This is a genomic window from Corynebacterium frankenforstense (genome assembly GCF_030211955.1).
GTDB lineage: Bacteria > Actinomycetota > Actinomycetes > Mycobacteriales > Mycobacteriaceae > Corynebacterium > Corynebacterium frankenforstense_A.
The window spans coordinates 137,490-159,016 of record NZ_JASODI010000003.1 but is presented as its reverse complement, the minus strand read 5'-3'; the positions used below and the strand labels follow the sequence as shown (position 1 = coordinate 159,016).

Annotated in this window: 17 protein-coding genes; 11 read left to right on the top strand and 6 right to left on the bottom strand. The window is 70.5% G+C overall.

The features are described 5' to 3' along the window. The first annotated feature begins 53 nt into the window (after window positions 1-53). The 5 genes from pcaG (at window position 54) to QP119_RS02830 (ending at window position 4,936) form a co-directional block, all read left to right on the top strand. Entirely contained in the window at window positions 54-725 is a 672-nt protein-coding gene (gene pcaG, locus QP119_RS02850; protein ID WP_284773565.1) for a protocatechuate 3,4-dioxygenase subunit alpha, read from the top strand. Beyond that, window positions 710-1,855, top strand: coding sequence for a lyase family protein (locus QP119_RS02845; protein WP_284773562.1), 1,146 nt, complete (start codon window positions 710-712; stop codon window positions 1,853-1,855). The genes pcaG and QP119_RS02845 overlap by 16 nt, the downstream gene beginning before the upstream one ends. Then, on the top strand, window positions 1,855-2,277 hold the full coding sequence (gene pcaC / locus QP119_RS02840) for a 4-carboxymuconolactone decarboxylase (protein ID WP_284773560.1): 423 nt from the start codon (window positions 1,855-1,857) through the stop codon (window positions 2,275-2,277). The genes QP119_RS02845 and pcaC overlap by 1 nt, the downstream gene beginning before the upstream one ends. A gap of 69 nt (window positions 2,278-2,346) precedes the next feature. Continuing rightward, the gene (locus QP119_RS02835; RefSeq protein ID WP_284773558.1) at window positions 2,347-3,543 is read left to right on the top strand and encodes a 4-hydroxybenzoate 3-monooxygenase; all 1,197 of its coding nucleotides are present in this window, start codon (window positions 2,347-2,349) and stop codon (window positions 3,541-3,543) included. 55 nt (window positions 3,544-3,598) lie between these two features. Beyond that, a complete protein-coding gene (locus QP119_RS02830; RefSeq protein WP_284773554.1) occupies window positions 3,599-4,936 on the top strand; it encodes an MFS transporter in 1,338 nt (445 codons plus the stop codon). Between the two features lie 7 nt (window positions 4,937-4,943). Here the strand turns inward: QP119_RS02830 and QP119_RS02825 are convergent, their stop codons facing one another. The 4 genes from QP119_RS02825 to QP119_RS02810 all read right to left on the bottom strand — a co-directional run bounded on the left by QP119_RS02825 (window position 4,944) and on the right by QP119_RS02810 (window position 9,968). Then, entirely contained in the window at window positions 4,944-6,605 is a 1,662-nt protein-coding gene (locus QP119_RS02825; RefSeq protein WP_284773551.1) for a LuxR C-terminal-related transcriptional regulator, read from the bottom strand. 407 nt (window positions 6,606-7,012) lie between these two features. Beyond that, window positions 7,013-7,792: an alpha/beta fold hydrolase gene (locus QP119_RS02820; RefSeq protein WP_284773549.1), complete on the bottom strand. Its 780-nt coding sequence runs from the start codon at window positions 7,790-7,792 to the stop codon at window positions 7,013-7,015. Between the two features lie 47 nt (window positions 7,793-7,839). Next, window positions 7,840-9,105 (bottom strand): acetyl-CoA C-acetyltransferase, encoded by a 1,266-nt coding sequence (locus QP119_RS02815; protein ID WP_284773546.1) that lies wholly within the window; start codon window positions 9,103-9,105, stop codon window positions 7,840-7,842. Window positions 9,106-9,179: 74 nt separating this feature from the next. Next, window positions 9,180-9,968: an IclR family transcriptional regulator domain-containing protein gene (locus tag QP119_RS02810; protein WP_284773544.1), complete on the bottom strand. Its 789-nt coding sequence runs from the start codon at window positions 9,966-9,968 to the stop codon at window positions 9,180-9,182. Between the two features lie 112 nt (window positions 9,969-10,080). Here QP119_RS02810 and QP119_RS02805 point away from each other — a divergent pair, with 112 nt between their 5' ends. The 3 genes from QP119_RS02805 (at window position 10,081) to clpX (ending at window position 12,946) form a co-directional block, all read left to right on the top strand. Next, window positions 10,081-10,836, top strand: coding sequence for a CoA transferase subunit A (locus QP119_RS02805; RefSeq protein WP_284773543.1), 756 nt, complete (start codon window positions 10,081-10,083; stop codon window positions 10,834-10,836). Continuing rightward, entirely contained in the window at window positions 10,833-11,480 is a 648-nt protein-coding gene (locus QP119_RS02800; RefSeq protein ID WP_284773541.1) for a 3-oxoacid CoA-transferase subunit B, read from the top strand. Before QP119_RS02805 ends, QP119_RS02800 begins: the two co-directional genes overlap by 4 nt. Before the next feature lie 176 nt (window positions 11,481-11,656). Continuing rightward, window positions 11,657-12,946, top strand: coding sequence for an ATP-dependent Clp protease ATP-binding subunit ClpX (gene clpX / locus QP119_RS02795; protein WP_284773539.1), 1,290 nt, complete (start codon window positions 11,657-11,659; stop codon window positions 12,944-12,946). A 149-nt stretch (window positions 12,947-13,095) separates the two neighbouring features. Here the strand turns inward: clpX and QP119_RS02790 are convergent, their stop codons facing one another. Continuing rightward, on the bottom strand, window positions 13,096-13,908 hold the full coding sequence (locus tag QP119_RS02790) for a TetR/AcrR family transcriptional regulator (protein ID WP_284773537.1): 813 nt from the start codon (window positions 13,906-13,908) through the stop codon (window positions 13,096-13,098). Window positions 13,909-14,254: 346 nt separating this feature from the next. Between QP119_RS02790 and QP119_RS02785 the strand changes: the two genes are divergently transcribed. Together QP119_RS02785 and QP119_RS02780 are read left to right on the top strand one after the other, a co-directional pair. After that, the gene (locus tag QP119_RS02785) at window positions 14,255-15,229 is read left to right on the top strand and encodes a malate dehydrogenase (protein WP_284773535.1); all 975 of its coding nucleotides are present in this window, start codon (window positions 14,255-14,257) and stop codon (window positions 15,227-15,229) included. Between the two features lie 161 nt (window positions 15,230-15,390). Further along, window positions 15,391-16,911 (top strand): Hsp70 family protein, encoded by a 1,521-nt coding sequence (locus QP119_RS02780; protein WP_284773534.1) that lies wholly within the window; start codon window positions 15,391-15,393, stop codon window positions 16,909-16,911. A gap of 25 nt (window positions 16,912-16,936) precedes the next feature. Here QP119_RS02780 and QP119_RS02775 read toward each other — a convergent pair whose 3' ends face one another. Continuing rightward, a complete protein-coding gene (locus QP119_RS02775) occupies window positions 16,937-18,532 on the bottom strand; it encodes an MFS transporter (protein ID WP_284773533.1) in 1,596 nt (531 codons plus the stop codon). 200 nt (window positions 18,533-18,732) lie between these two features. Between QP119_RS02775 and QP119_RS02770 the strand changes: the two genes are divergently transcribed. Beyond that, window positions 18,733-21,447 carry a valine--tRNA ligase gene (locus QP119_RS02770; RefSeq protein ID WP_284773532.1) on the top strand — a complete coding sequence of 905 codons (2,715 nt, stop codon included), beginning with the start codon at window positions 18,733-18,735 and terminating at the stop codon, window positions 21,445-21,447. The last annotated feature ends 80 nt before the right edge of the window (window positions 21,448-21,527 follow it).

The following is a 21,527-nucleotide window of genomic DNA, read 5'->3' as shown; positions in this document are numbered from 1 at the left end:
CGGTCCGGCCCGCCCCACCCACGGACACACGCAATCTAGGAGACAGGCGACCCATGCACATCGACACCGGAAAGAACGGCGAACTCCGCTACGAGCAGTCGGACATCCGCGACCAGAACGAGACGACCTTCGGCATCACCCCCTCGCAGACCGTCGGACCGTACGTCCACATCGGGCTCACGCTCCCCGGCTCTGAGGAGATGGTGGAGGCCGGCACCGACGGTGCCGTCGACGTGACCTTCCAGGTCACCGACGGCGCCGGCGACCCCATCGCCGACGCGATGATCGAGGTCTGGCAGGCCGACGAACGCGGTATCTACAACTCCCCGCTCGACCCCGAGTGCGAGCGCCCCAGCGCGGAGGGCTTCCGCGGCCTCGGACGCGGAATGGTCGACGAGACCGGCACGGTCACGTTCCGGACCATCCTCCCGGGTGCCCGCGGCGATGAGGCCCCGCACCTCAACGTCGGCGTCTTCGCCCGCGGCATGCTCGAGCGCCTCTACACCCGCCTCTACTTCCCTCAGTTCGACGAGGCCAACGCGAAGGACCCGGTGCTCGGCATCGTCCCGGAGAGCCGACGCGGACTGCTCGTCGCCGAGAAGTCCGAGGGCGCCTACGTCATGCGCATCCAGATGCAGGAGGAGAACCCCGACCGCGAGACGCCGTTCTTCGCACTCGAAGGGGAAGAGCCGCAGGACGTGGGTGCGCAGTGGTCCGGGAACTGAGCAGGAACACCTATTCCGACCTCGCCGCCGGTGAGCCCGCCGCGCACCGGAAGCTGTCGGACGCCGCCTTCCTCGCGGCCCTGGTGACCTTCGAGCGGGAGCTCGCTCACGCGGCAGCGGAGGCGGGCTTGATCGTCACGGCTGAGGCGGAGCAGGGGATCCGGACCATCGACGGGGTCGAACTCGACCTCGACACCCTGAGCAGGGAGTCGGTCGCCGGGGCGAATCCCGCCATCCCGCTGGTGACCGCTCTCCGGGCGGTCGACCCGACCGGCATCCACGTCGGTGCGACGAGCCAGGACGCCATTGACACGGCGCTCATGATCTGCCTCCGTGACGCCGTCGCGGATCTCCTCGGCGACGTCGACCGGCTCGCCGGGGACCTCGCGGACCTGGCACGAGCCCACCGGGACACGCCGATGATCGCGCGCACCCTCGGACAACAGGCGACGCCGACCACCTTCGGTTGCGTGGCCGCGAACTGGTGGCAGGGGATCGACGCCGCCCGGACCTCGCTGTCCGACCTGGAGTTCCCGGTGCAGTACGCCGGCGCCTCCGGAAACCTCACGTCGGCCTTCCCCCACGGCATCGCGGTGCACGAGGCGCTCGCCGCCCGGACCGACCTGGCCTCGCGTCCGCTGGTGTGGCACACCGACCGTTCACCGGTGGTGCGCATCGCCGCGGCACTCGTCCAGCTCACCGGTGCCGTGTCCAAGATCGCCGGCGACATCGTCGCGCTCAGCGCCGGTGAGGTCGGAGAGGTCCGCGAACCGAGCCCGGGCGGGTCCTCGGCGATGCCGCACAAGGCCAACCCCGCAGCCTCCGTCGCAGCCCGCGGCTACGCCCTGCGGGCCCCCGGGCTCGCGGCCACCCTCTTCCAGTCCATGGACCAGCGCCACCAGCGTGCTGACGGGGCCTGGCACGCCGAATGGCAGACGGTGCGCGAACTGGCCGCCGTCTCTGCCTCGGCCCTGGCCCGGCTCGGGGCAGCGGTGGACGGACTGGCCGTCGACACCGGCCGCATGGCGGAGAACCTGGCGGCGTGCCCCACCGGGGACCAGAACCCCGGGCACGCCGCCGAGCTGGTGGACCTGATCGTGAACGAACCTGACAACGAAAGGAGGCTCTGATGAGCCCCGAAGGCACCGACATCCCGGACGACGACGCGTACCGCACCGGCCGTGAGGCCGCCTACGAGGCGGGCATGCGCATGCGTCGCCAAGTTCTCGGCGACGCCCACGTCGACCGTGCACTGACCCGCCAGAGCCCCGTGACCGAGAAGTTCCAGGACTTCATCACCCGCACCGCCTGGGGTGACATCTGGAACCGCGGCACCCTCGACGAGACCCAGCGCCGGCTGCTGACCATCGCGATTCTCACCGCCGTCGGCAACGACGGCGAACTCGACATGCACCTGCGCGCAGCCCTGCGCGCGGGGGTGTCCGCCGACACCTTGGGCGAGTTGCTCCTCCACACCGCCATCTACGCGGGTGTGCCCAACTCCAACCACGCCTTCAAGCTTCTCGACGCCGCCGTCAACGACGCCGAGTGAGCCTCCGCCGAACTCTGCACTGACTCCCGAGCGACCCCGTCGCAAAACCTCATGAAAGGAGGGCGCATCGTGCCCGTTCAGACTCCCGTCGTCATCATCGGTGCCGGTCCCGCCGGCCTGACGCTGTCCCACCTCCTCCATCTCCGCGGGGTGGAGTCCGTCGTCATCGAGTCCCGTTCCCGGGAGGACGTCGAGAACACCGTGCGCGCCGGGATCCTCGAGCAGGGCACGATGAACCTCATGCGCGAGACCGGCGTCGGCGACCGGATGGACCGCGAGGCCGACATCGACGAGGGCATCGACATCTCGATCGAGGGCAAGCGGACCCGTATCGCGCTCACCGAGCTGACCGGGCACAACGTGGCCGTCTACCCCCAGCACGAGTACCTCAAGGACTTCATCGCACGGCGCCTGGCCGATGACGGGACCATCCTGTTCGAGACCACCGTCGACGATGTCACCGGGACGGACGACGACTCAGTCCCGTCGCAGGTGCGCTACACCACCGCCGACGGTACGCAGGAGACGATCACCTGCGATTACGTCGTCGCGGCGGACGGGTCGAAGTCCCCGTACCGCGCCCGCGTGGTCGAGGCCACCGGTGGCGCGCGTTCCCGCCACGAATACCCCTACGCGTGGTTCGGCATCCTCGTCGACGGGCCCAAGACGCAGAAGGAGCTCATCTACGCGACCCACCCGGAGGGCTTCGCGCTCATCTCGACACGCACCGACGACATCCAGCGCTACTACCTGCAGTGCGACCCGAACGACGACCCGGAGAACTGGTCGGACGACCGGATCTGGGAGCAGCTGCACCTGCGCGTCGACTCCGAGGACCTCCAGGTCGCCGAGGGCCGGATCTTCGACAAGTCCGTGCTGCGCTTCCGCTCCGCGGTCACCGAGCCCATGCAGCACGGCCGCCTCTTCCTCGCCGGCGACGCCGCCCACACTGTGCCGCCGACGGGTGCGAAGGGCCTCAACCTCGCGGTTGCCGACGTCGCGGTGCTCGCCCCGGCGCTCGCCCGCGCCGTGAAGGACAAGGACGAGCGTCTCCTCGCGGACTACAGCTCGATCGCGCTGCCCCGCATCTGGCGTGCCCAGCACTTCTCCTACTGGATGTCCACCATGCTGCACGCCGCCCCCGGTGAGACCCGGTTCGAGGCGAACCGCCGCGTCGCTGAGCTGGACGCCGTCCTGCGCTCCGAGGCCGGCCGCCGCTACCACGCCGAGCAGTACGTCGGCGCCGACCTGCCCGTCTTCGACTGATTCAGCCCCCGCCGCGGCGCGTGCGTGCCGCGGCTCAGACCCTCAAGGAGAAAACATGGGAACGACCACCCGGCGCCGGGTCGCCGACCAGACCCCACGTCGCGCCATCTTCCCGGTGGTGGGCGTGCTGTGGATCGCCGCGATGTTCGACGGTTTCGACCTGGTCATCCTCGGAACGGTGCTGCCCTCGATGCTCGAGGACCCCGAGTGGCACCTCACCGCGGGCCAGGCCACCCAGATCACCACCGCCGGCCTGGTCGGCATGATGTTCGGTGCGATGACCGCAGGCTGGCTGACCGACCACTTCGGACGCAAGTGGGTCGTGATCTTCGCGGTGGCCAGCTTCTCGGCGCTGACCGTGCCGCTGGGATTCCACCCGTCCGTCACGGTCTTCATCGTGCTGCGTTTCATCGCCGGTGCGGGACTGGGCGGCTGCCTGCCCATCGGCATGGCGCTGCTCACCGAGTTCCGGGGCGGCGCGAAGGCCGGCTCGGCCTCCACGACCCTGATGACCGGCTACCACGTCGGCGCCGTGCTCACCGCTCTGCTCGGGCTCTGGATGCTGCAGGACCACGGCTGGCCGATCATGTTCATCATCGGCGGCGTCGCCGGTCTGGTGCTCGTCCCGTTCATGATCTGGCTCCTGCCGGAGTCTCCCCAGTACCTCATGGCCAAGGGACGCGAGGACGAGGCCCGCCGCATCGCCGCCCTCTACGACCTGCCGCTGAGCGACGACTTCGACCACGGGGCCGTCGAGGAGACCAAGGACACCAACTCCGTGGCCGCCCTCTTCACCCCGACCCTGCGCCGCAACACCGTCGCCATCTGGGGCGCCTCGTTCATGGGGCTGCTCCTCGTGTACGGCCTGAACACCTGGCTGCCGCAGATCATGCGCGCGGCCGACTACCCGATCGGCTCGTCGATCGGCTTCCTGCTGGTGCTCAACGTGGGCGCGGTGGTCGGACTGTGGATCGCCGGCGCCGTCGCGGACCGGTCCTCGCCCCGCGTGGTCTCGTTGATCTGGTTCACCGCCTCGGCGGTCTTCCTCGCGCTGCTCGCGGTGCGTATGCCGATGGTCGCCCTGTACGGTGCGGTCTTCATCACCGGCGTCTTCGTCTTCTCCTCCCAGGTCATGATCTACGCCTTCACTGCGGCCAATCACCCGGCCAAGGTCCGTGCCACCGCGATGGGTTTCTCCGCGGGCATCGGCCGACTCGGTGCGATCTCGGGCCCGTTGCTCGCCGGCACCCTGGCGGCGACCGGGCACGCCTACCCGTGGGGCTTCTTCGGCTTCGCCGCCGTCGGCGCGCTGGGTGCGGTGATCTTCTCCACCTCGCACACGCTGCGTAACAGCTCGCGTCCGGTCGCCCAGCAGGAGCCGGTGGCCGTCTGAGGCGTACTCACGCCTCCCGGGCCGCCCCCTTGAGCTCCGCCCTCCCGGCGACGCCCAGCTTCCGGTAGATGCGGGTCAGGTGGTACTCGACGGTCTTCACGGACACCGAGAGCTGGTGGGCGGCCTCCTGGTTGGTCGCCCCCGCGGTGACCAGCGCGACGATCTGATTCTCCTGCGGCGTCAACAGGTCGAATTCGATCCCGCCTCCGGAGTGCAGGCCGCGACGGTTGCCCAAAGCGCACGCCTCGACCATCGCGACCGCGCCTACGGAGGAGTAGACCTCGGCGGCTCTGCCGAGATGCTTCTCCGCCAGATTGCGCTTTCCGTTGCGCCGCAGGAGCAGCCCCGCCTGGAAGGCGACACGTGCCTCGTAGACAGGGATGGCCGCCGACCGGGCCAGATCCGCGGCGGACTCCAGTAGGTCCGTGCCCTCGGAGAGCGAGCCCTCCTGGATGAGGATCGCGGCGCGCGGGACCATGTTGCGCGCCCTCAGTGAGGGGATGTCTCCCTCCTGTGCTTCGTCCATGATCCGTGCGGCTGCGGTCACGCGCCCGGCGCGAACCAGGGACAGAGCGTAGATGTCCTCCCAGGCCCAGAATCCGAGCTTGTTGCTCGCCGTGTTGGTCAGTGTGGTCCTGAGCTGCTCGCCGGCACGGACGGTCGCAGGTAGATCGGCGACCGCCTCCGTGGCGGCCATCCTCGCCATCGCCCCGGGCAGACTCTGGATCAGGAAGGACTCCCCGGGGCTTCGCGCCTCCTCCAGGTATCCGCGGGCGAGTCGGTGTCTGCCGCGCATGGCGGCGATCTGAGCGCCTGTCCACGTCAGCATCGGGGTGAGAAGGCGTGTACCCATCAGGTTTCCGGCTGCGATGCCCTGGTCGACCACCTGGAGGGCCTCGTCCCAGTCCCCGAGGACGAAGTGGCACCGGGCGAGGACCGCCTTGGCCCACAACCCGAGCAGGGGCGATTGGAAGGGGCGCTCCAGGAGGGCGCGAGCTTCGGTGGGATCGTCGTGGGCGAGTGCCAGCCATCCGGAGCAGAGATGGTGAAGGTCGCCGTTGCCGGGGATGTCCGTGCGCGTGCCGCTGAGGACCGCTGTGCCGAAAGCGCGTAGCTCCGGGGCGGCACCGTCAACCAGCCCGGGGATGTCCCAGTCGGCCAGCGCGAAAAGCTGCCGGTGTCGCTCGCCGACTCCGGTGGCCAGGGCGTCGGCGGCCGCGACCCGCCGACCGGTGTAGGTGTGAATCAACGCCGCGTCGGGGTGGGCGGCGGTCAGCTCGCCAAGCTGGAGCACGGCCATCCCGAGGTCCCCGCGGGAGACGGAGTCCGTGACATCCTTCCCCGTGGCGGCGGGCTCGTCCCGGAGCCAGAAGTCGGCGTCGTGGGAGTCGATGTAGCGGTCCACCTCGGCGGGGTGGCCTCCGGTCGCGGCGCGAATGCTCAGCGCGCGGGAGACGGAGCAGCGGCCGGTTCGTGCGGCGACGTAGTCGTGGACCTCCGCGGTCGAGAGCGCGGGGAACCGGAACCTGTCCTCCTGGGAGACGATCGGGGGCACCGTGTCGGGGTACTCGGTGGTGCCGATCACGACGAGGGCCCCGGCGCCCTCCGCATGGCGTGTGAAGACCGCACGCTCAAGGTCGGAGAGTTCCTCCGGCAGGCACCGGTCCATTGATTCGACGACGACGACCAGGTCTCCGTCGGTCCGGGTGGCGTCCTCGATCCGGGGCAGTAGATCACCGTCCCCGAGTGCACGGGTCTCGGCGACCCGCCACCCGGTCGCGGTCGCCGCCGCGCGAGCTCCGTCTTTCGCACCGGGGCCGGAGACGCAGTAGAGCCCCGAGTAAGCCGACTCATCAGGTCGGTGGTGCTGCGGTGCCCCGGGCCCGTCGGACCTCGAGATGCGCTCGGCCAGGCGCTGCACGACCGCGCTGCGGTGGCGGTTCACCGCGGCGACCCGGTGGTTGAGATCGTGACGTGCATGGCTGAGCCCTCAAGCTGAGTGTGATTGCTGTTGCCGCTACCTTATCGTCGCTGTGTCCGACGATGCGTCGGGCCGGTGGCGAATTTCGGTGGTATTCAGCCGAGGAAGTTCCGCAGGGCCTCGGTGACCTCGTCCGGGGACTCGACGGTGGGCACGTGCGCGCCGGGCACCTCCACGGACTCGACCGGCCCGGAGACCAGACCCGCGATCTCCGCGAGGGCCGCGGGCGGGGTCGAGACGTCGTCGGAACCGGCCAGGGTGAGCACGGGGCAGGTGATCTCCGGCAGGACGCCGCGCGAGTCGAAGTCGGCGAGCACCCGGGCGTAGGCGGTGTAGCCGGCGCCGTCGGTGGCGGCGATCATGTCCCGCAGCCGGCCGGTGGTCGCGGCGTGGTCGCGGCGGAAGGTGGGGGTCACCCACAGGTCCAGCACGCCGTCGACCATGGGCGCCATGCCCTCGGCGGAGGTGAGCTCGGCGCGGGCGTTCCACTTCTCGGCGCCGCCGAAGGAGGTGGCCGTGCACAGGAACGCCGCGCGGCGCACCCGGGGTGAGCCGGCGGCCAGCGCCTGGGCGATCGCCCCGCCCAGGGAGAGCCCGACGACGTCGAAGTCCTCGACGCCGAGTCCGTCGAGGGTGGCCAGCACCTCGGCGGTCACCCCGGACATGTCGGTCGGGGCGCCGGCGGGCACGGGCGTGCCGCCGTGGCCGTGGTAGTTCAGCGCGATGACGCGGCGGTCGCGGGCCAGCGCGTCGAGCTGGGGGAGCCACATGTCCGGGTCCGAGGCGATCGAGCCGAGCAGGACGACCGGGGCCGTGGCTCCGTCGCGCCCGGTCTCGCCGGCGGTCGGGCCGTATTCGAGGTGTCGCAGCACCATGGTGTCTTCCTTCCTGTGGGGCTTTTCAGGTTTCAGGTGGTGCCGGTTCAGTTCCCGGCGTCGGCGGTCTCGTGCTCGAGCACGGCGGCCAGGCCCTGCCCGCCGCCGATGCACATGGTCACCAGCGCACGGTGGGCGTCGGTGCGCGCCATCTCGTGGCAGGCGGTGACCAGCATGCGCGCGCCGGTGGCGCCGACCGGGTGGCCGAGCGAGATGCCCGAGCCCAACGGGTTGAGCCTCGGGTCGTCGGCGCTCACGCCCCACTCGTCCAGGACCGCGAGGGCCTGGGCGGCGAAGGCCTCGTTGAGCTCGATGAGGTCGATGTCGTCCAGGGCCAGCCCGAGGCGGTCGAGGACCTTGGCGGTGGCCGGGACGGGGCCGATGCCCATCGTCTCGGGGGCGACGCCCGCCACGGCCCAGCCGCGCAGCGCGGCCGCGGGGGCAAGCCCCAGCTCCTCGGCGCGGGCCCGGGTGGTGACGACCATGGCCGCGGCGCCGTCGTTCTGCCCGGAGGCGTTGCCCGCCGTGACGGTGGCGGCCTCGTCGACCTTGCCGCGCACGGGGCGCAGCTTCGCCAGCTTCTCCGGGGTGCTGTCGGCGCGTGGGTGCTCGTCGCGGTCGACGACGACGGGGTCGCCCTTGCGCTGGGGGACGGTCACCGGCACGATCTCGGCGTCGAAGGTCCCGGCCTCCTGGGCGGCCACGGCGCGGCGGTGGCTCTCGGCGGCCAGCGCGTCCTGCAACTCGCGCGGGATGGAGTGCTCGGCGCGGAGGTTCTCCGCGGTCTCGATCATCCCGCCCGGGATCGGGTGGTTGCGCCCGCCGGCGGCCTCGCGGGCCTCGGCGAGCCGGTCGCGCAGCTCGAGGTCGCCGCCCTTGACGCCCCACCGGACGTCGGGGGAGACGGTGTATTCGGTGCGCGACATGCTCTCGGCGCCGCCGGCGATGATCAGGTCGGCCGCGCCGGTGGCCACGTGCGCCGCGGCGGTGGCGACCGCCTGCAGGCCGGAGCCGCAGCGCCGGTCGAGCTGCATGCCGGGGACCTTCTCGCCGAGGCCGGCGTCGAGGGCGACGACGCGGCCGAGGGCGGGGGCGGAGCCGTTGGGGGAGGACTGGCCGAGGATCAGGTCGTCAATGTCCTCCGGGGTGAGCCCGGTGCGCTCGAGGATCGCGCGGACCACGGTCGCGGCGAGGTCCTGGACGGGCACGTTCCTGAAGGCGCCGCCGTAGCGGCCCACGGGGGTGCGCAGCGGAGCGCAGAGGACGACGTCGTCGGGGCGGGGAGTGGCGGTGGAAGCGGTGGTGTCGGTCATCTCTTCTCCTGGATCTCGGGGTTCTCGGTCGTGCTGGGTCTTTTTCCGGGGGCGCTTCGCGCGGCCGGGTTCGGTCAGCTCCGCCCGGCCACGGCGACGTCGGCACTGATGGCGCGGGCTGCCTCGCGCAGCCTCGGGAGGAATCGGTTGTGCAGCTCGTCGAGGTCGCGGGTGGCGGTCTGCGTCGAGGCGTTGACGGCGGCGACCACGCGTCCATCGGCGTCCGTGACGGGCGCTGCCAGGGAGCGCAGGCCGGCCTCGAGCTCCTGGTTGACCAGGCTCCAGCCCTGGGCCCGCGCCTGGCCGATCTCCGCGATGAGCCGGTCGGTGTCGACCGTCGTGCGGCCGGTGATGCGGTGCGGCGGCTCGGCGGCCAGGAGCCGGGAGAGCTCGTCGTCGTCGAGCGCGCCGAGGAGCACGCGGCCCATCGAGGTGGCGTGGGCAGGAAAACGGGTGCCCACCGTGATGGAGACCGTCATGATCCGGCGGACCGGCACGCGGTTGACGTAGACGATCTCCGCGCCGTCGAGCACGGCCATCGAGCAGGACTCGTCGAGGTCCCGGGAGCAGGCCTCCAGGTGCGGCTGCGCGATGGCCGGCAGCCCGAGGCCGGACATGTAGCTGTAGCCGAGCTCGAGGATCTTGGGGGTGAGCCAGAACTCGGTGCCGTCGGTGGCGGCGTAGCCCAGGCCGACGAGGGTGTGCAGGAAACGACGGGCCGTGGCCCGTGCCAGCCCGGTGGCCTCGGCGACCTGGCTGAGCGTCTGCCGCGGCCGGGTCGCGTCGAAGGTGCGGATGACGGCCAGCCCCCGCACCAGTGACTGCACGGGCTGGGGCGCCGATTCGCCGGAAGTGCTGGTCATTGGTGGTTTCCTCCTCTGTCTGCCGATCGTCGCGGGGTGTCGGCGGGGGTGTCGCGGCGTTCGCAATGCGAACTCATGTGCATTGCGTGAACTTGAGTGTACACTCCGCCGCATGATCGACAAGACAGTTTCCTCACCACGTGACGCGGTGCACGACATCGACTCGGGTGCGGCGATCGCCGTCGGCGGTTTCGGTCTGGTGGGCATCCCGGCCCGCCTCATCGACGCGCTGCGCGAGCACCTCGCCGACACCGGCGCCGGTGACCTGACCGTCATCTCCAACAACCTGGGCACCGACGGCTTCGGCCTGGGCCTGCTGCTCGAGGACGGGCGCATCTCCCGCTCGATCGGCAGCTACATCGGCTCCAACCGCGAGTACGCCCGGCGCTACCTCGAGGGCGAGCTCTCCGTGGAGTTCACCCCGCAGGGCACCCTGGCCGAGCGCATGCGCGCGGGCGGTGCCGGCGTCCCGGCCTTCTACACCAAGGCCGGCGTGGGCACCCAGCTCGCCGACGGCGGGTTGCCCGTGCGCTACGCCTCCGACGGCGCGGTCGCGGAGACCTCCAGGCCGAAGGAGACCCGCGAGTTCAACGGCGAGCTCTACGTGCTGGAGGAGGCGATCACCGCCGACTTCGCCCTCGTGCACGCGGCCAAGGCCGACCGCTTCGGCAACCTCGTCTTCCACGAGACGGCCCGCAACTTCAACCCGGACGCCGCCCGCTGCGCGGCGGTGACCATCGTGCAGGTCGAGGAGCTCGTCGACGCCGTCGCGCCCGACGAGGTCCACGTGCCCGGCATCTACGTCGACCGGGTGGTCGTCGTCGGCCCGCAGGAGACCGGAATCGAGAACAGGACGGTGCGCAAGTGACCTGGAACCGCGAACAGATGGCTGCGCGTGCGGCCCGGGAGCTCGAGGACGGCCAGTACGTCAACCTCGGCATCGGCATCCCCACCCTGATCCCCGGCTTCATCGAGCCCGGGGTGGAGGTCGTCATCCACTCCGAGAACGGTGTGCTCGGCGTCGGCCCGTACCCGACCGAGGACGAGGTCGACCCCGAGCTGATCAACGCCGGCAAGGAGACGATCACCGTCAACCCCGGCGGCTCCTTCTTCGCCTCCTCCGACTCCTTCGGCATGATCCGCTCGAAGGCCATCGACGTCGCCGTGCTCGGTGCCATGGAGGTCTCCGCCCACGGCGACCTGGCCAACTGGATGGTCCCCGGCAAGATGGTCCGCGGCATGGGCGGGGCGATGGACCTGGTGCACGGCGCCAAGAAGGTCATCGTCGTCACCGACCACGTCACCAAGAAGGGCACCTCGAAGATCCTCGAGCGCTGCGTGCTGCCGCTGACCGGCTCGCGCTGCGTCGACATGATCATCAGCTCGCACGCCGTCTTCACCGTGGACCCGCTCGAGGGCCTGACCCTCGTCGAGTGCGCCGACGGCGTGACCGTAGACGAGGTCCGCGAGCTCACCGACGCCTCCTTCGAGGTCGCCGAGGGTCTCGCCTGAGGCCGTCCACCCCCGCTCGGGAGGGCCGTCACGCCCCGTCGAACCGCCACGCGCTGCGCGTTCGAGGCCGGTGGCGAAGTGCCGCTAAAGTGGGGGTGAAGTCGCGGCGTGGGGGCGGTGTCCCCGCGCCGCGGATGACCCCTTTCCTCGACACGAAGTGAGACGTAGACCGGCTTATGGCACGCATGCAAGAAAGCGCCGACCTGCTCAAGTGCTCCTTCTGCGGCAAGACTCAGAAGCAGGTGCGCAAGCTCATCGCCGGCGGTGGTGTGTACATCTGCGACGAGTGCATTGAGCTGTGCAACGAGATCATCGAGGAGGAGATCGGTGCCGAGGCCGCGGCCGACGAGGAGAAGACCCCGCGCCTGCCCCGCCCCAGCGAGATCGCGAAGTTCCTCGACGAGTACGTCATCGGCCAGGACGAGGCCAAGCGCACCCTCGCGGTGGCCGTCTACAACCACTACAAGCGCATCCGCGAGGCCGACAAGGCCGCCAAGGCCGGGCGCTCCCTGCGCGACGATGACGACGACGTCGAGATCGCGAAGTCCAACATCCTCATGCTCGGGCCCACCGGCTCGGGCAAGACCTACCTCGCCCAGACCCTGGCGCGGCTTCTCGACGTCCCGTTCGCCATCGCCGACGCGACCAGCCTCACCGAGGCCGGCTACGTGGGCGAGGACGTGGAGAACATCCTGCTCAAGCTGCTGCAGGCCGCGGACTTCGACGTCCAGCGCGCCCAGCGCGGGATCATCTACATCGACGAGGTGGACAAGATCTCGCGGAAGTCGGAGAACCCCTCTATCACCCGCGACGTCTCCGGCGAGGGCGTGCAGCAGGCGCTGCTGAAGATCCTCGAGGGCACCGTGGCCTCGATCCCGCCGCAGGGCGGGCGCAAGCACCCCAACCAGGAGTTCATCCAGCTGGACACCTCGAACATCCTGTTCATCGTCGCCGGCGCCTTCGCCGGCCTGGACAAGGTGATCCAGGACCGCGTGGGCAAGAAGGGCCTCGGCTTCGGCGCCGAGATCGAGACCGCCTCCGAGCGCGAGTCCAAGGACATCTTCGCCGAGGTCCGGCCCGAGGACCTGGTCAAGTTCGGCCTGATCCCCGAGTTCATCGGCCGCCTGCCCGTCGTAGCCACCGTGCGCAACCTCGACCGCGAGTCGCTGGTCGCCGTGCTCACCCGCCCGAAGAACGCGCTGGTCAAGCAGTACCAGCGGCTGCTGGCGATGGACGACGTCGCGCTCGAGTTCACCGACGAGGCCCTCGAGGCGATCGCGGACAAGGCCCTCGAGCGCGGCACCGGAGCCCGCGGCCTGCGCGCGATCATGGAGGAGCTGCTGGTCCCGGTGATGTTCGAGATCCCGGACCGCGCCGACGCCGGGCGCGTGACCGTCACCGCCGAGATGGTACGCGGCGAGGTCGGCCTCGAGGTCGAGACCACCGCCGAGGAGCGCTCCGCCTAGCGGGTCGCCGCCGCACAGACCCCCGAAAGAATGAGACGGCCGTCGCACCCGCGACGGCCGTCTCATTCATTCATGTGTAAATGTCTTTGCCTGACCGCTACCCCCGTGCGACCGGCTTTCCGGCTCTCCCGCTGACGGCAGCTGGAGCGTCACCCGTAGATGACCGACGAGGAGGAGTCGTCCTCGCCGTAGATGGACGGGGTCGGGCCCGCGTCCTGCTCGCCGCCGGCCGGCGAGGCCGAGGAGTCGAGGTAGGACTCGTGGCCGTCGTCGGGGATGTTCGCGGTGAGGAAGGCCAGCACCACATCGACCGCCATGCGGTGGGTGCCGGTGATGTTGCGCTCGGTGGACAGGTCCGCGCCGTAGAGGTTCAGCGCCGTGGCCTGGTCGGTGACCCGGCGGGCGAGCAGCGCGAAGACGAGGAAGTAGACGTCGAAGGCCGAGATGCCCGGGCGGAAGGCGCCCGAGTCCTGGCCGAGCAGCAGCAGGCGGTCCAGGTTGAGCAGGACCGGGGTGTGGTCGACCAGGGGAGAGAGCTCCGAGAGGTTCAGCACGCGCTGGACGTTCTCCATCTGGATCATCTTCACGGCCTCGGGGTGGGCCAGGAACTGCTCGTGGAGGGCGTCGATGATGGTGCTCACTCCCTCGACGGGGATGGCGGAGTCGACGTGCATCGCCTCCTCGGCGGGCTGCAGCAGGCGCACCGCCTCCGTCAGCGCCGCCTGGTAGAGGCCGCGCTTGTCACCGAAGTAGTAGTGGATCATGCGCTTGGACATCCCCGCGTTGCGCGCGATGGTGTCCAGCTTGGCCTCGGAGAAGGGCAGGCGGGAGAAACGCTCGAGCGCGACCTCGATGACCCGGCCGGTGGACTGGTTGTCCCCGTGGCCGGCCGTCTCCCCGTCGACGGGCTTATCGGTACGCGGCTCGGGGCTGTCTGTGTCGCGGAATGCGTCTGATGCCATCGGGGCAGTCCACTTCCTTCCGGGCCGGGATCAATTCCGCCCGCTCGTGCGGGCCTCGGGTGCTGCGGTTCGTCTGACCCGCCACGACTGTGCCCACGTCAGGCCCGAAACGGAAATACGCGCGGGGGCAGTACCAACGGTGTCAACCAAGCCTCATACTAGGAAAACGGGACAGAATGGACTTCCCCACTACCAATTCGGGGGTGGTCGTCGGCGGTGTCCGGATGTGTGGTCTCAGGCTATTGTTGTTGGGGAGTACCGGCACATCCCACGGAAGAAGACTGAGAACCAGAAACAGACGGGCGTGCCCGGTACCGGACGCCTACCGAAAGGAATCCACACACTCATGACCAACCAGCCGAAGAAGATCGTAGTCACCGGCGCCGCCGGCAACATCGCCTACTCGCTGCTGTGGCGCATCGCCAACGGTGACGTCTACGGGCCCGACCAGCCGGTCGCCCTGTCCCTGCTCGAGATCCCGCAGGCCGTGGAGGCCACCCAGGGTGTGGCCATGGAGCTCAACGACTCCGCCTTCCCCCTGGTGAAGTCCATCGACATCACCGACGACGCCACGAAGGCCTTCGACGGCGCCAACGCCGCCTTCCTCGTCGGCGCGCAGCCGCGCGGCAAGGGCATGGAGCGCTCCGACCTGCTGGCCGCCAACGGCAAGATCTTCGGCCCGCAGGGCAAGGCCATCAACGCCGGCGCCGCGGACGACATCCGCGTCCTGGTCGTCGGCAACCCGGCCAACACCAACGCCCTGATCGCCCAGCACGCCGCCCCGGACGTGCCGGCCGAGCGCTTCACCGCCATGATGCGCCTCGACCACAACCGCTCCCTGTCCCAGCTGGCCGAGAAGATCGGCTGCGGCACCGAGGAGATCGAGAACGTCGTGGTGTGGGGCAACCACTCCTCCACGCAGTTCCCGGACATCACCTACGCCACCGTCGACGGCAAGCCGGTCTCCGAGCTGGTCGACCGGGACTGGTACCTCAACGAGTTCATCCCGCGCGTGGCCAAGCGCGGCGGCGAGATCATCCAGGTGCGTGGCAAGTCCTCGGCCGCCTCGGCCGCTTCCGCCGCCGTGGACCACATGCGCGACTGGATCCAGGGCACCCAGAAGTGGGTCACCTCCGCCTTCCCGTCCGACGGCTCCTACGGCATCGAGGAGGGCCTGGTCTTCGGCCAGCCCGTCACCTCCGAGAACGGCGAGTTCAAGCTCGTCGAGGGCCTGGAGCTCAACGACTTCCAGCGCGAGCGCATCGCCGCCGGCGTCGAGGAGCTCAAGTCCGAGCGCGAGGCCGTCGCCGACCTGCTCTAGTCCGGGCGCGGCACAGCCGCCCCGAGGCCGTGACCGGTCTCACCGCCGGTCCCGCACACGCCCCCGCAGGCACATCCCGCGGGGGGTGTGGCGTATCTGGACCCCCGCGCCCCGGGCGCGTCGGCGGGTCAGGGCCGACGACGCGGGATAGCCTTTGGGCCATGAGATTCGGGGTTGATTTCGGAACCACCCGCACCGTCGCCGCCGTCGTGGACCGCGGCAACTATCCCGTCGTCCCCGTCGTGGACCCGGCGGGAGACTCGCACGACTACCTGCCGTCGGTGGTCGCCCTCGACGGCGCCGGCGGGCTGCTCACCGGCTGGGAGGCCGTCTTCTCGGAGTCGACGGCCCAGGCCCGCTCCTTCAAGCGCCTGCTCGGCGGGGAGCACACCACCGAGCAGACCCCGGTGCGCATCGGCTCGACCACCCGCCCGCTCGGCGAGGTGCTCGCCGCCTTCGCCGCGGACGTCGTCGCCACGCTGCGCGCCCACCAGCGCTTCGCCGGCGAGCCGGAGGATGCCGCGCCCGAGATCATGCTCGGCGTGCCCGCCCACGCCGGCAGCGCGCAGCGGCTGCTGACCATCGACGCCTTCGCCCGCGCCGGCGCCGAGGTCATCGGCCTGGTCAACGAGCCCTCGGCGGCCGCCTTCGAGTACACCCACCGCCACGGCACCACGCTCAACAGCCGGCGCAGCTCCGTGATCGTCTACGACCTCGGCGGCGGCACCTTCGACGCCACCCTGCTGCGTATCGACGGCCGCGTCCACCACGTCGAGCACTCCCTCGGCGTCAACCGCCTCGGCGGCGACGACTTCGACGAGGCGCTGCTCGGGCGCGCCCTCGAGATCGCCGGCCGCGACGGCGACGCGATGGGCCGCCGCGTGCGCACCCGCCTGCTCGAGGAGGCGCGCACCGCCAAGGAGCAGATCAAGCCGCAGACCCGCCGCATCGTGCTCGACCTGGGGGAGGGCGACGACGAGGACGTCGCGGTGGTGCCCGTCAAGGACTTCTACGCCCGGGCCACCCCGCTGGTGGAGCGCACCCTCGAGGTACTCGCCCCGATCGTCGGCACCGACGAGACGCTCACGGACACCGACATCGCCGGCGTCTACCTCGTCGGCGGCGCCAGCGCGCTGCCCCTGGTGCCGCGCATGCTGCGCGAGCGCTTCGGCCGGCGTGTGCACCGCTCCCCGCTACCGACGGCCTCGACCGCGGTCGGCCTGGGCATCGCCGCCGACCCTGACTCCGACTACGCCCTGCGCGACCGCATGGCCCGCGGCATCGGCGTCTTCCGCGAGACCGACGCCGGCCGCGCGGTCAGCTTCGACCCGCTGGTCGCCCCCGGCCTGGAGGCCGACGAGGACGGCTTCGTGCGCGTGACCCGCCGCTACCGCGCCGCCCACAACGTCGGCGTCTTCCGCTACGTGGAGTACTCCGCCCTCGACGCCGAGCACGGCGCCCCCGGCGACCTGAGCCTCCTGGCCGAGGTCACCGTCCCCTTCGACCCGGCGCTCTCGGGTGCCGACACCGCGCAGCTCGCCCAGGTGCGCGTCGAACGGCGTGCGGACGGCCCCGGCCCCCTGGTCGAGGAGACGGTCACCGTCGACCCCGACGGCATCGCCACGGTGCGCATCGCCGTCGAGGGCGTCGACGGCGTGGTCGAGGCGACCGTCGGCCGCTAGCCCCGGGCCCCGCTCCCGGAGCCGGCTACTCCGCTCGGGCGGTCACGGCCCGGTGGTTGCCGCCGCGGCGGCCGGTGCGCCAATAGGCCACGGCCACGCCCAGGCAGACCACCATGATCGCGCCGATGGTCAGGTAGGCCACCGCGATCGCGTCCGACCAGGCGCGCACGGACTCGGCCGCGCCCGCCGCGGCGCCGTCCGCGCCGGCGGCCAGGGCGAAGAAGATGCCCGTCATCATCGCGTTGCCGATGGCGGTGGTGATGCGCTGCACCGTCTGGGTCACCCCGCCGGCCACGCCGCCCTGGGCCGGCGGGACGTCGAGCATCGCCTGGGTCTGGTTGACCGAGGCCATCATGCCCTGGCCGATGCCCTGCACGCCGAACCCGACGGCCATCCACCACACGGACCAGCCCTGCGGGACCATGAGGGCCGCGCCGGCGGCGAGGCTGACGCCGAGGGCCATCATGCCCACGGCGAAGACCTGCAGGCCGCGACCGTAGTTGATGGCGTACTTTCCGGACCACAGCGAGGAGACCGCCGAGGCCGCCGCGTTGGGCAGGCCGATGACGCCGGCCAGCAGCGCCGAGCGGCCCAGGCCCTGCTGCAGGTAGATCGCCACCAGCGCGAAGACCGAGGTGATGCCCAGAAACTGCAGGGCGGCCACGGCGTTGCAGTAGCTGAAGGAGCTCAGCGTGAACAGCCGCAGGTCCACCATCGGGTCCCCGCCGCGCGCGGCGTAGCGGCGCTCCCAGAGGACCCAGCAGACGCCGGTGAACAGGGCCGTCGGCAGCAGCAGCCATATCATCGGGTGGTTGCGGGTTACGAAGGGCAGCATGATCATCACGACCGTGAGCACGAGCAGCACGGTGCCCACCGGGTCCAGGTCGATGCGGCGGGCCACCAGGTGCGAGCCCTTGCCCGCGTCGCGGCGGCGCCGCTCCGCGCCGAAGGGCAGCCACAGCAGCGCCGCGACCACGCCGGCGACGCCCAGCGGCAGGTTGATCAGGAACGTCGAGCGCCAGCCGGTCTGGCCGCCGAGCAGCTGGATGAGCACGCCGGACATCACCGGGCCGAGCGCCACGGAGACCGAGATGACGAAGCCGAAGAGCGCGAAGGCCTTCGCGCGGGCCTGGCCGCGGAAGTACTGCTGGATGATGCCGGTGATCTGCGGGGAGAAGACGCCCGCGGCCAGCCCCTGCAGCACGCGCAGCACGTTGAGCACGCCGGCGTGGCTGACCAGGCCGCAGGCGGTGGAGGCCAGGGTGAACAACACCATGCCCACCGTGAACAGCTCCGCGCGCCCGATCAGGTCGCCCAGGCGCCCCGACGGCACGAGCGCGACACCGATGGCCAGCGCGTAGCCGGACAGGATCCACTGCAGCTCCGTGGAGGTCGCCCCCGTGGCCGTGGCGATCGAGCTGAGTGCGACGTTGACGGAGCTGACCTGGATCAGCGACATCGCCAGCGCGATCAGCGGCACCACGAGCATGAGGTTGCGGTTGTACCGCCGCGATGTGCCCACCACGCTGACCCACTTCGGGTCGTGCTTGGCCACCGCCGGCAGATGAGCACCCGGGTTCTGTGCCTTGTTTTCTTCCCTCTTCATCGACGATTCAGTCACGAGGAGCCACCCTACCCCCGTTACGGGTGGGCGCCGCGCGTGGTGAAGTCACCTGTGGTATTTACGTGACCCCGCCCGCGCCGCACGTGCGCAGTGGCAGGGGTCATGCGCGAGCGTCGTCAATCACGGGCCACACGCACACGCGCGGCGGCGCCGACCGGCGCGTTAACGCGCGCACCCGGCCGCTATGATGGGTCGCTGTGACTGACCAGAACGCCGCACACACCGACAACCGCGCCGACCTGCTGCCCAAGAGCTGGGACCCCAAGGAGCACGAGGGCGAGCTCTACCAGCGCTGGCAGGACCGCGGTTACTTCCACGCCGACCCAGCCAGCGACAAGCCGGCGTTCTCCATCGTGCTGCCGCCGCCGAACGTCACCGGCCAGCTGCACATGGGCCACGCGCTGGACCACACCCTCATGGACGGTCTGGCCCGCCGCAAGCGCATGCAGGGCTTTGAGGTGCTCTGGCTGCCCGGCATGGACCACGCCGGCATCGCCACCCAGTCCAAGGTCGAGGGAATGCTCGCCGAGACCGAGGGCAAGACCCGCCACGACTACACCCGCGAGGAGTTCGTGGAGAAGGTCTGGGAGTGGAAGGAGCAGTACGGCGGGCGCATCCTCAGGCAGATGCGCGCCATCGGCGACTCCGTCGACTGGGAGCGCGAGCGCTTCACCCTCGACGACGGCCTGTCGCGCGCCGTGCAGACCATCTTCAAGGAGCTCTACGACCGCGGCATGATCTACCGGGCCAACCGCCTGGTCAACTGGTCGCCGGAGCTGCGCACCGCCGTCAGCGACATCGAGGTCACCTACAAGGACGTCGAGGGCGAGCTGGTCAGCTTCCGCTACGGTTCGCTCAACGACGCCGAGCCGCACATCATCGTCGCCACCACGCGTATCGAGACGATGCTCGGCGACGTCGCCGTCGCGGTCCACCCCGACGACGAGCGCTACACCGACATGGTCGGCCAGACCTTCCCGCACCCCTTCCGCGACGACCTGACGCTGACCGTCATCGCCGACGACTACGTCGACCCCGAGTTCGGCACCGGCGCCGTAAAGATCACCCCGGCCCACGACCCGAACGACTACGCGATGGGCCTGCGCCACGACCTGCCCATGCCGCAGGTCATCGACGAGGACGGCAAGATCAACGGCACCGGCACCCGCTTCGACGGGCTGGCCCGCGAGGAGGCCCGCGACGCGATCCGTGAGGCGCTGCGCGAGCAGGGGCGCATCGTCAAGGAGGTCCGCCCCTACGTCCACTCCGTCGGCCACTCCGAGCGCTCCGGCGAGCCGATCGAGCCGCGCCTGTCGCTGCAGTGGTTCGTCAAGGTCGACGAGTTGGCCAAGATGGCCGGCGACGCGGTGCGCTCCGGCGACACCACCATCCACCCGAAGAACCTCGAGCCGCGCTACTTCGACTGGGTCGACGACATGCACGACTGGACGATCTCGCGCCAGCTGTGGTGGGGCCACCGCATCCCGATCTGGTACGGCCCGGCCGACGCCGAGGGCAACCGCGAGATGGTCTGCTGCGGCCCCGACGACACCCCGCCGGAGGGCTGGGAGCAGGACCCGGACGTCCTGGACACCTGGTTCTCCTCCGCGCTGTGGCCGTTCTCCACGATGGGCTGGCCGGACTCCACCCCGGAGCTGGCCAAGTTCTACCCGACCTCCGTGCTGGTCACCGCCTACGACATCCTGTTCTTCTGGGTGGCGCGCATGATGATGTTCGGCACCTTCGCCGCCAAGATCACCCCGGAGATCCTCGGCGAGGGCACCGAGGGGCGCCCGCAGATCCCGTTCACCGACCTCTTCCTGCACGGCCTGGTCCGTGACGAGAAGGGCCGCAAGATGTCGAAGTCGCTGGGCAACGGCATCGACCCGATGGACTGGGTCGAGCGCTACGGCGCCGACGCCCTGCGCTTCACCCTGGCCCGCGGCGCCAACCCCGGCGTCGACCTGCCGGTGGGCGAGGACCACGCGCAGAGCTCGCGCAACTTCGCCACCAAGCTCTTCAACGCCGCGCGCTTCGCCCTGATGAACGGCGCGCACGTCGACCTGCTGCCGGACCGCGACGTGCTCACCGACGCCGACCGCTGGATCCTCGACCGCCTCGAGGAGGTCCGCGGCCGCGTCGACGCCTACTTCGACGACTACCAGTTCGCCAAGGCCAACGAGGAGCTCTACCACTTCGCCTGGGACGAGTTCTGCGACTGGTACCTCGAGATCGCCAAGACCCAGATCCCGCGCGACGGCGCCAACGTCGTCGGCGAGAACACCAAGATCGTCCTGGGCCGCGTCCTCGACGTGCTGCTGCGCCTGCTGCACCCGGCCATGCCGTTCGTCACCGAGGTGCTCTGGACCGCGCTGACCGGCGAGGAGTCGCTGATGAAGGCCTCCTGGCCGGGCGTGGCCGACACCAACGGCGGTGCGACCACCGACGAGGTCGCCGCCCGCCGCATCGCCGACGCGCAGACCCTGATCACCGAGATCCGCCGCTTCCGCTCCGACCAAGGTGTCAAGCCCTCCCAGAAGGTGCCCGCCCGCCTCGACTTCGCGGCGGCCGACCTGGTCGACCAGGAGGACCTGATCCGCTCCCTGGCCCGCGTCGAGGCCCCGGGCGAGGACTTCGACGCCTCCGCCTCGGTTGAGGTGCGCCTCAACCAGGCCACCGTCGAGGTTGCGCTGGACACCTCCGGCACCGTCGACAAGGCCGCCGAGCGCAAGCGCCTGGAGAAGGAGCTGGCCAAGGCCGAGAAGGAGCTCGAGACCACGGCCAAGAAGCTCAACAACCCCAACTTCGTGGACAAGGCCCCCGAGAAGGTGGTCAACGGCATCCGCGAGCGCCGCGTGATCGCCGAGGAGGAGGTCGCCCGCATCCGTCAGCGTCTGGAGGCGATGAACTGATGGCAGACGACGGTTCGATTGACGACGCCGCGTCGGGCTCGACGCCCGGCGCCGCGGGCGCCCGTGAGCGCAGCGACGCC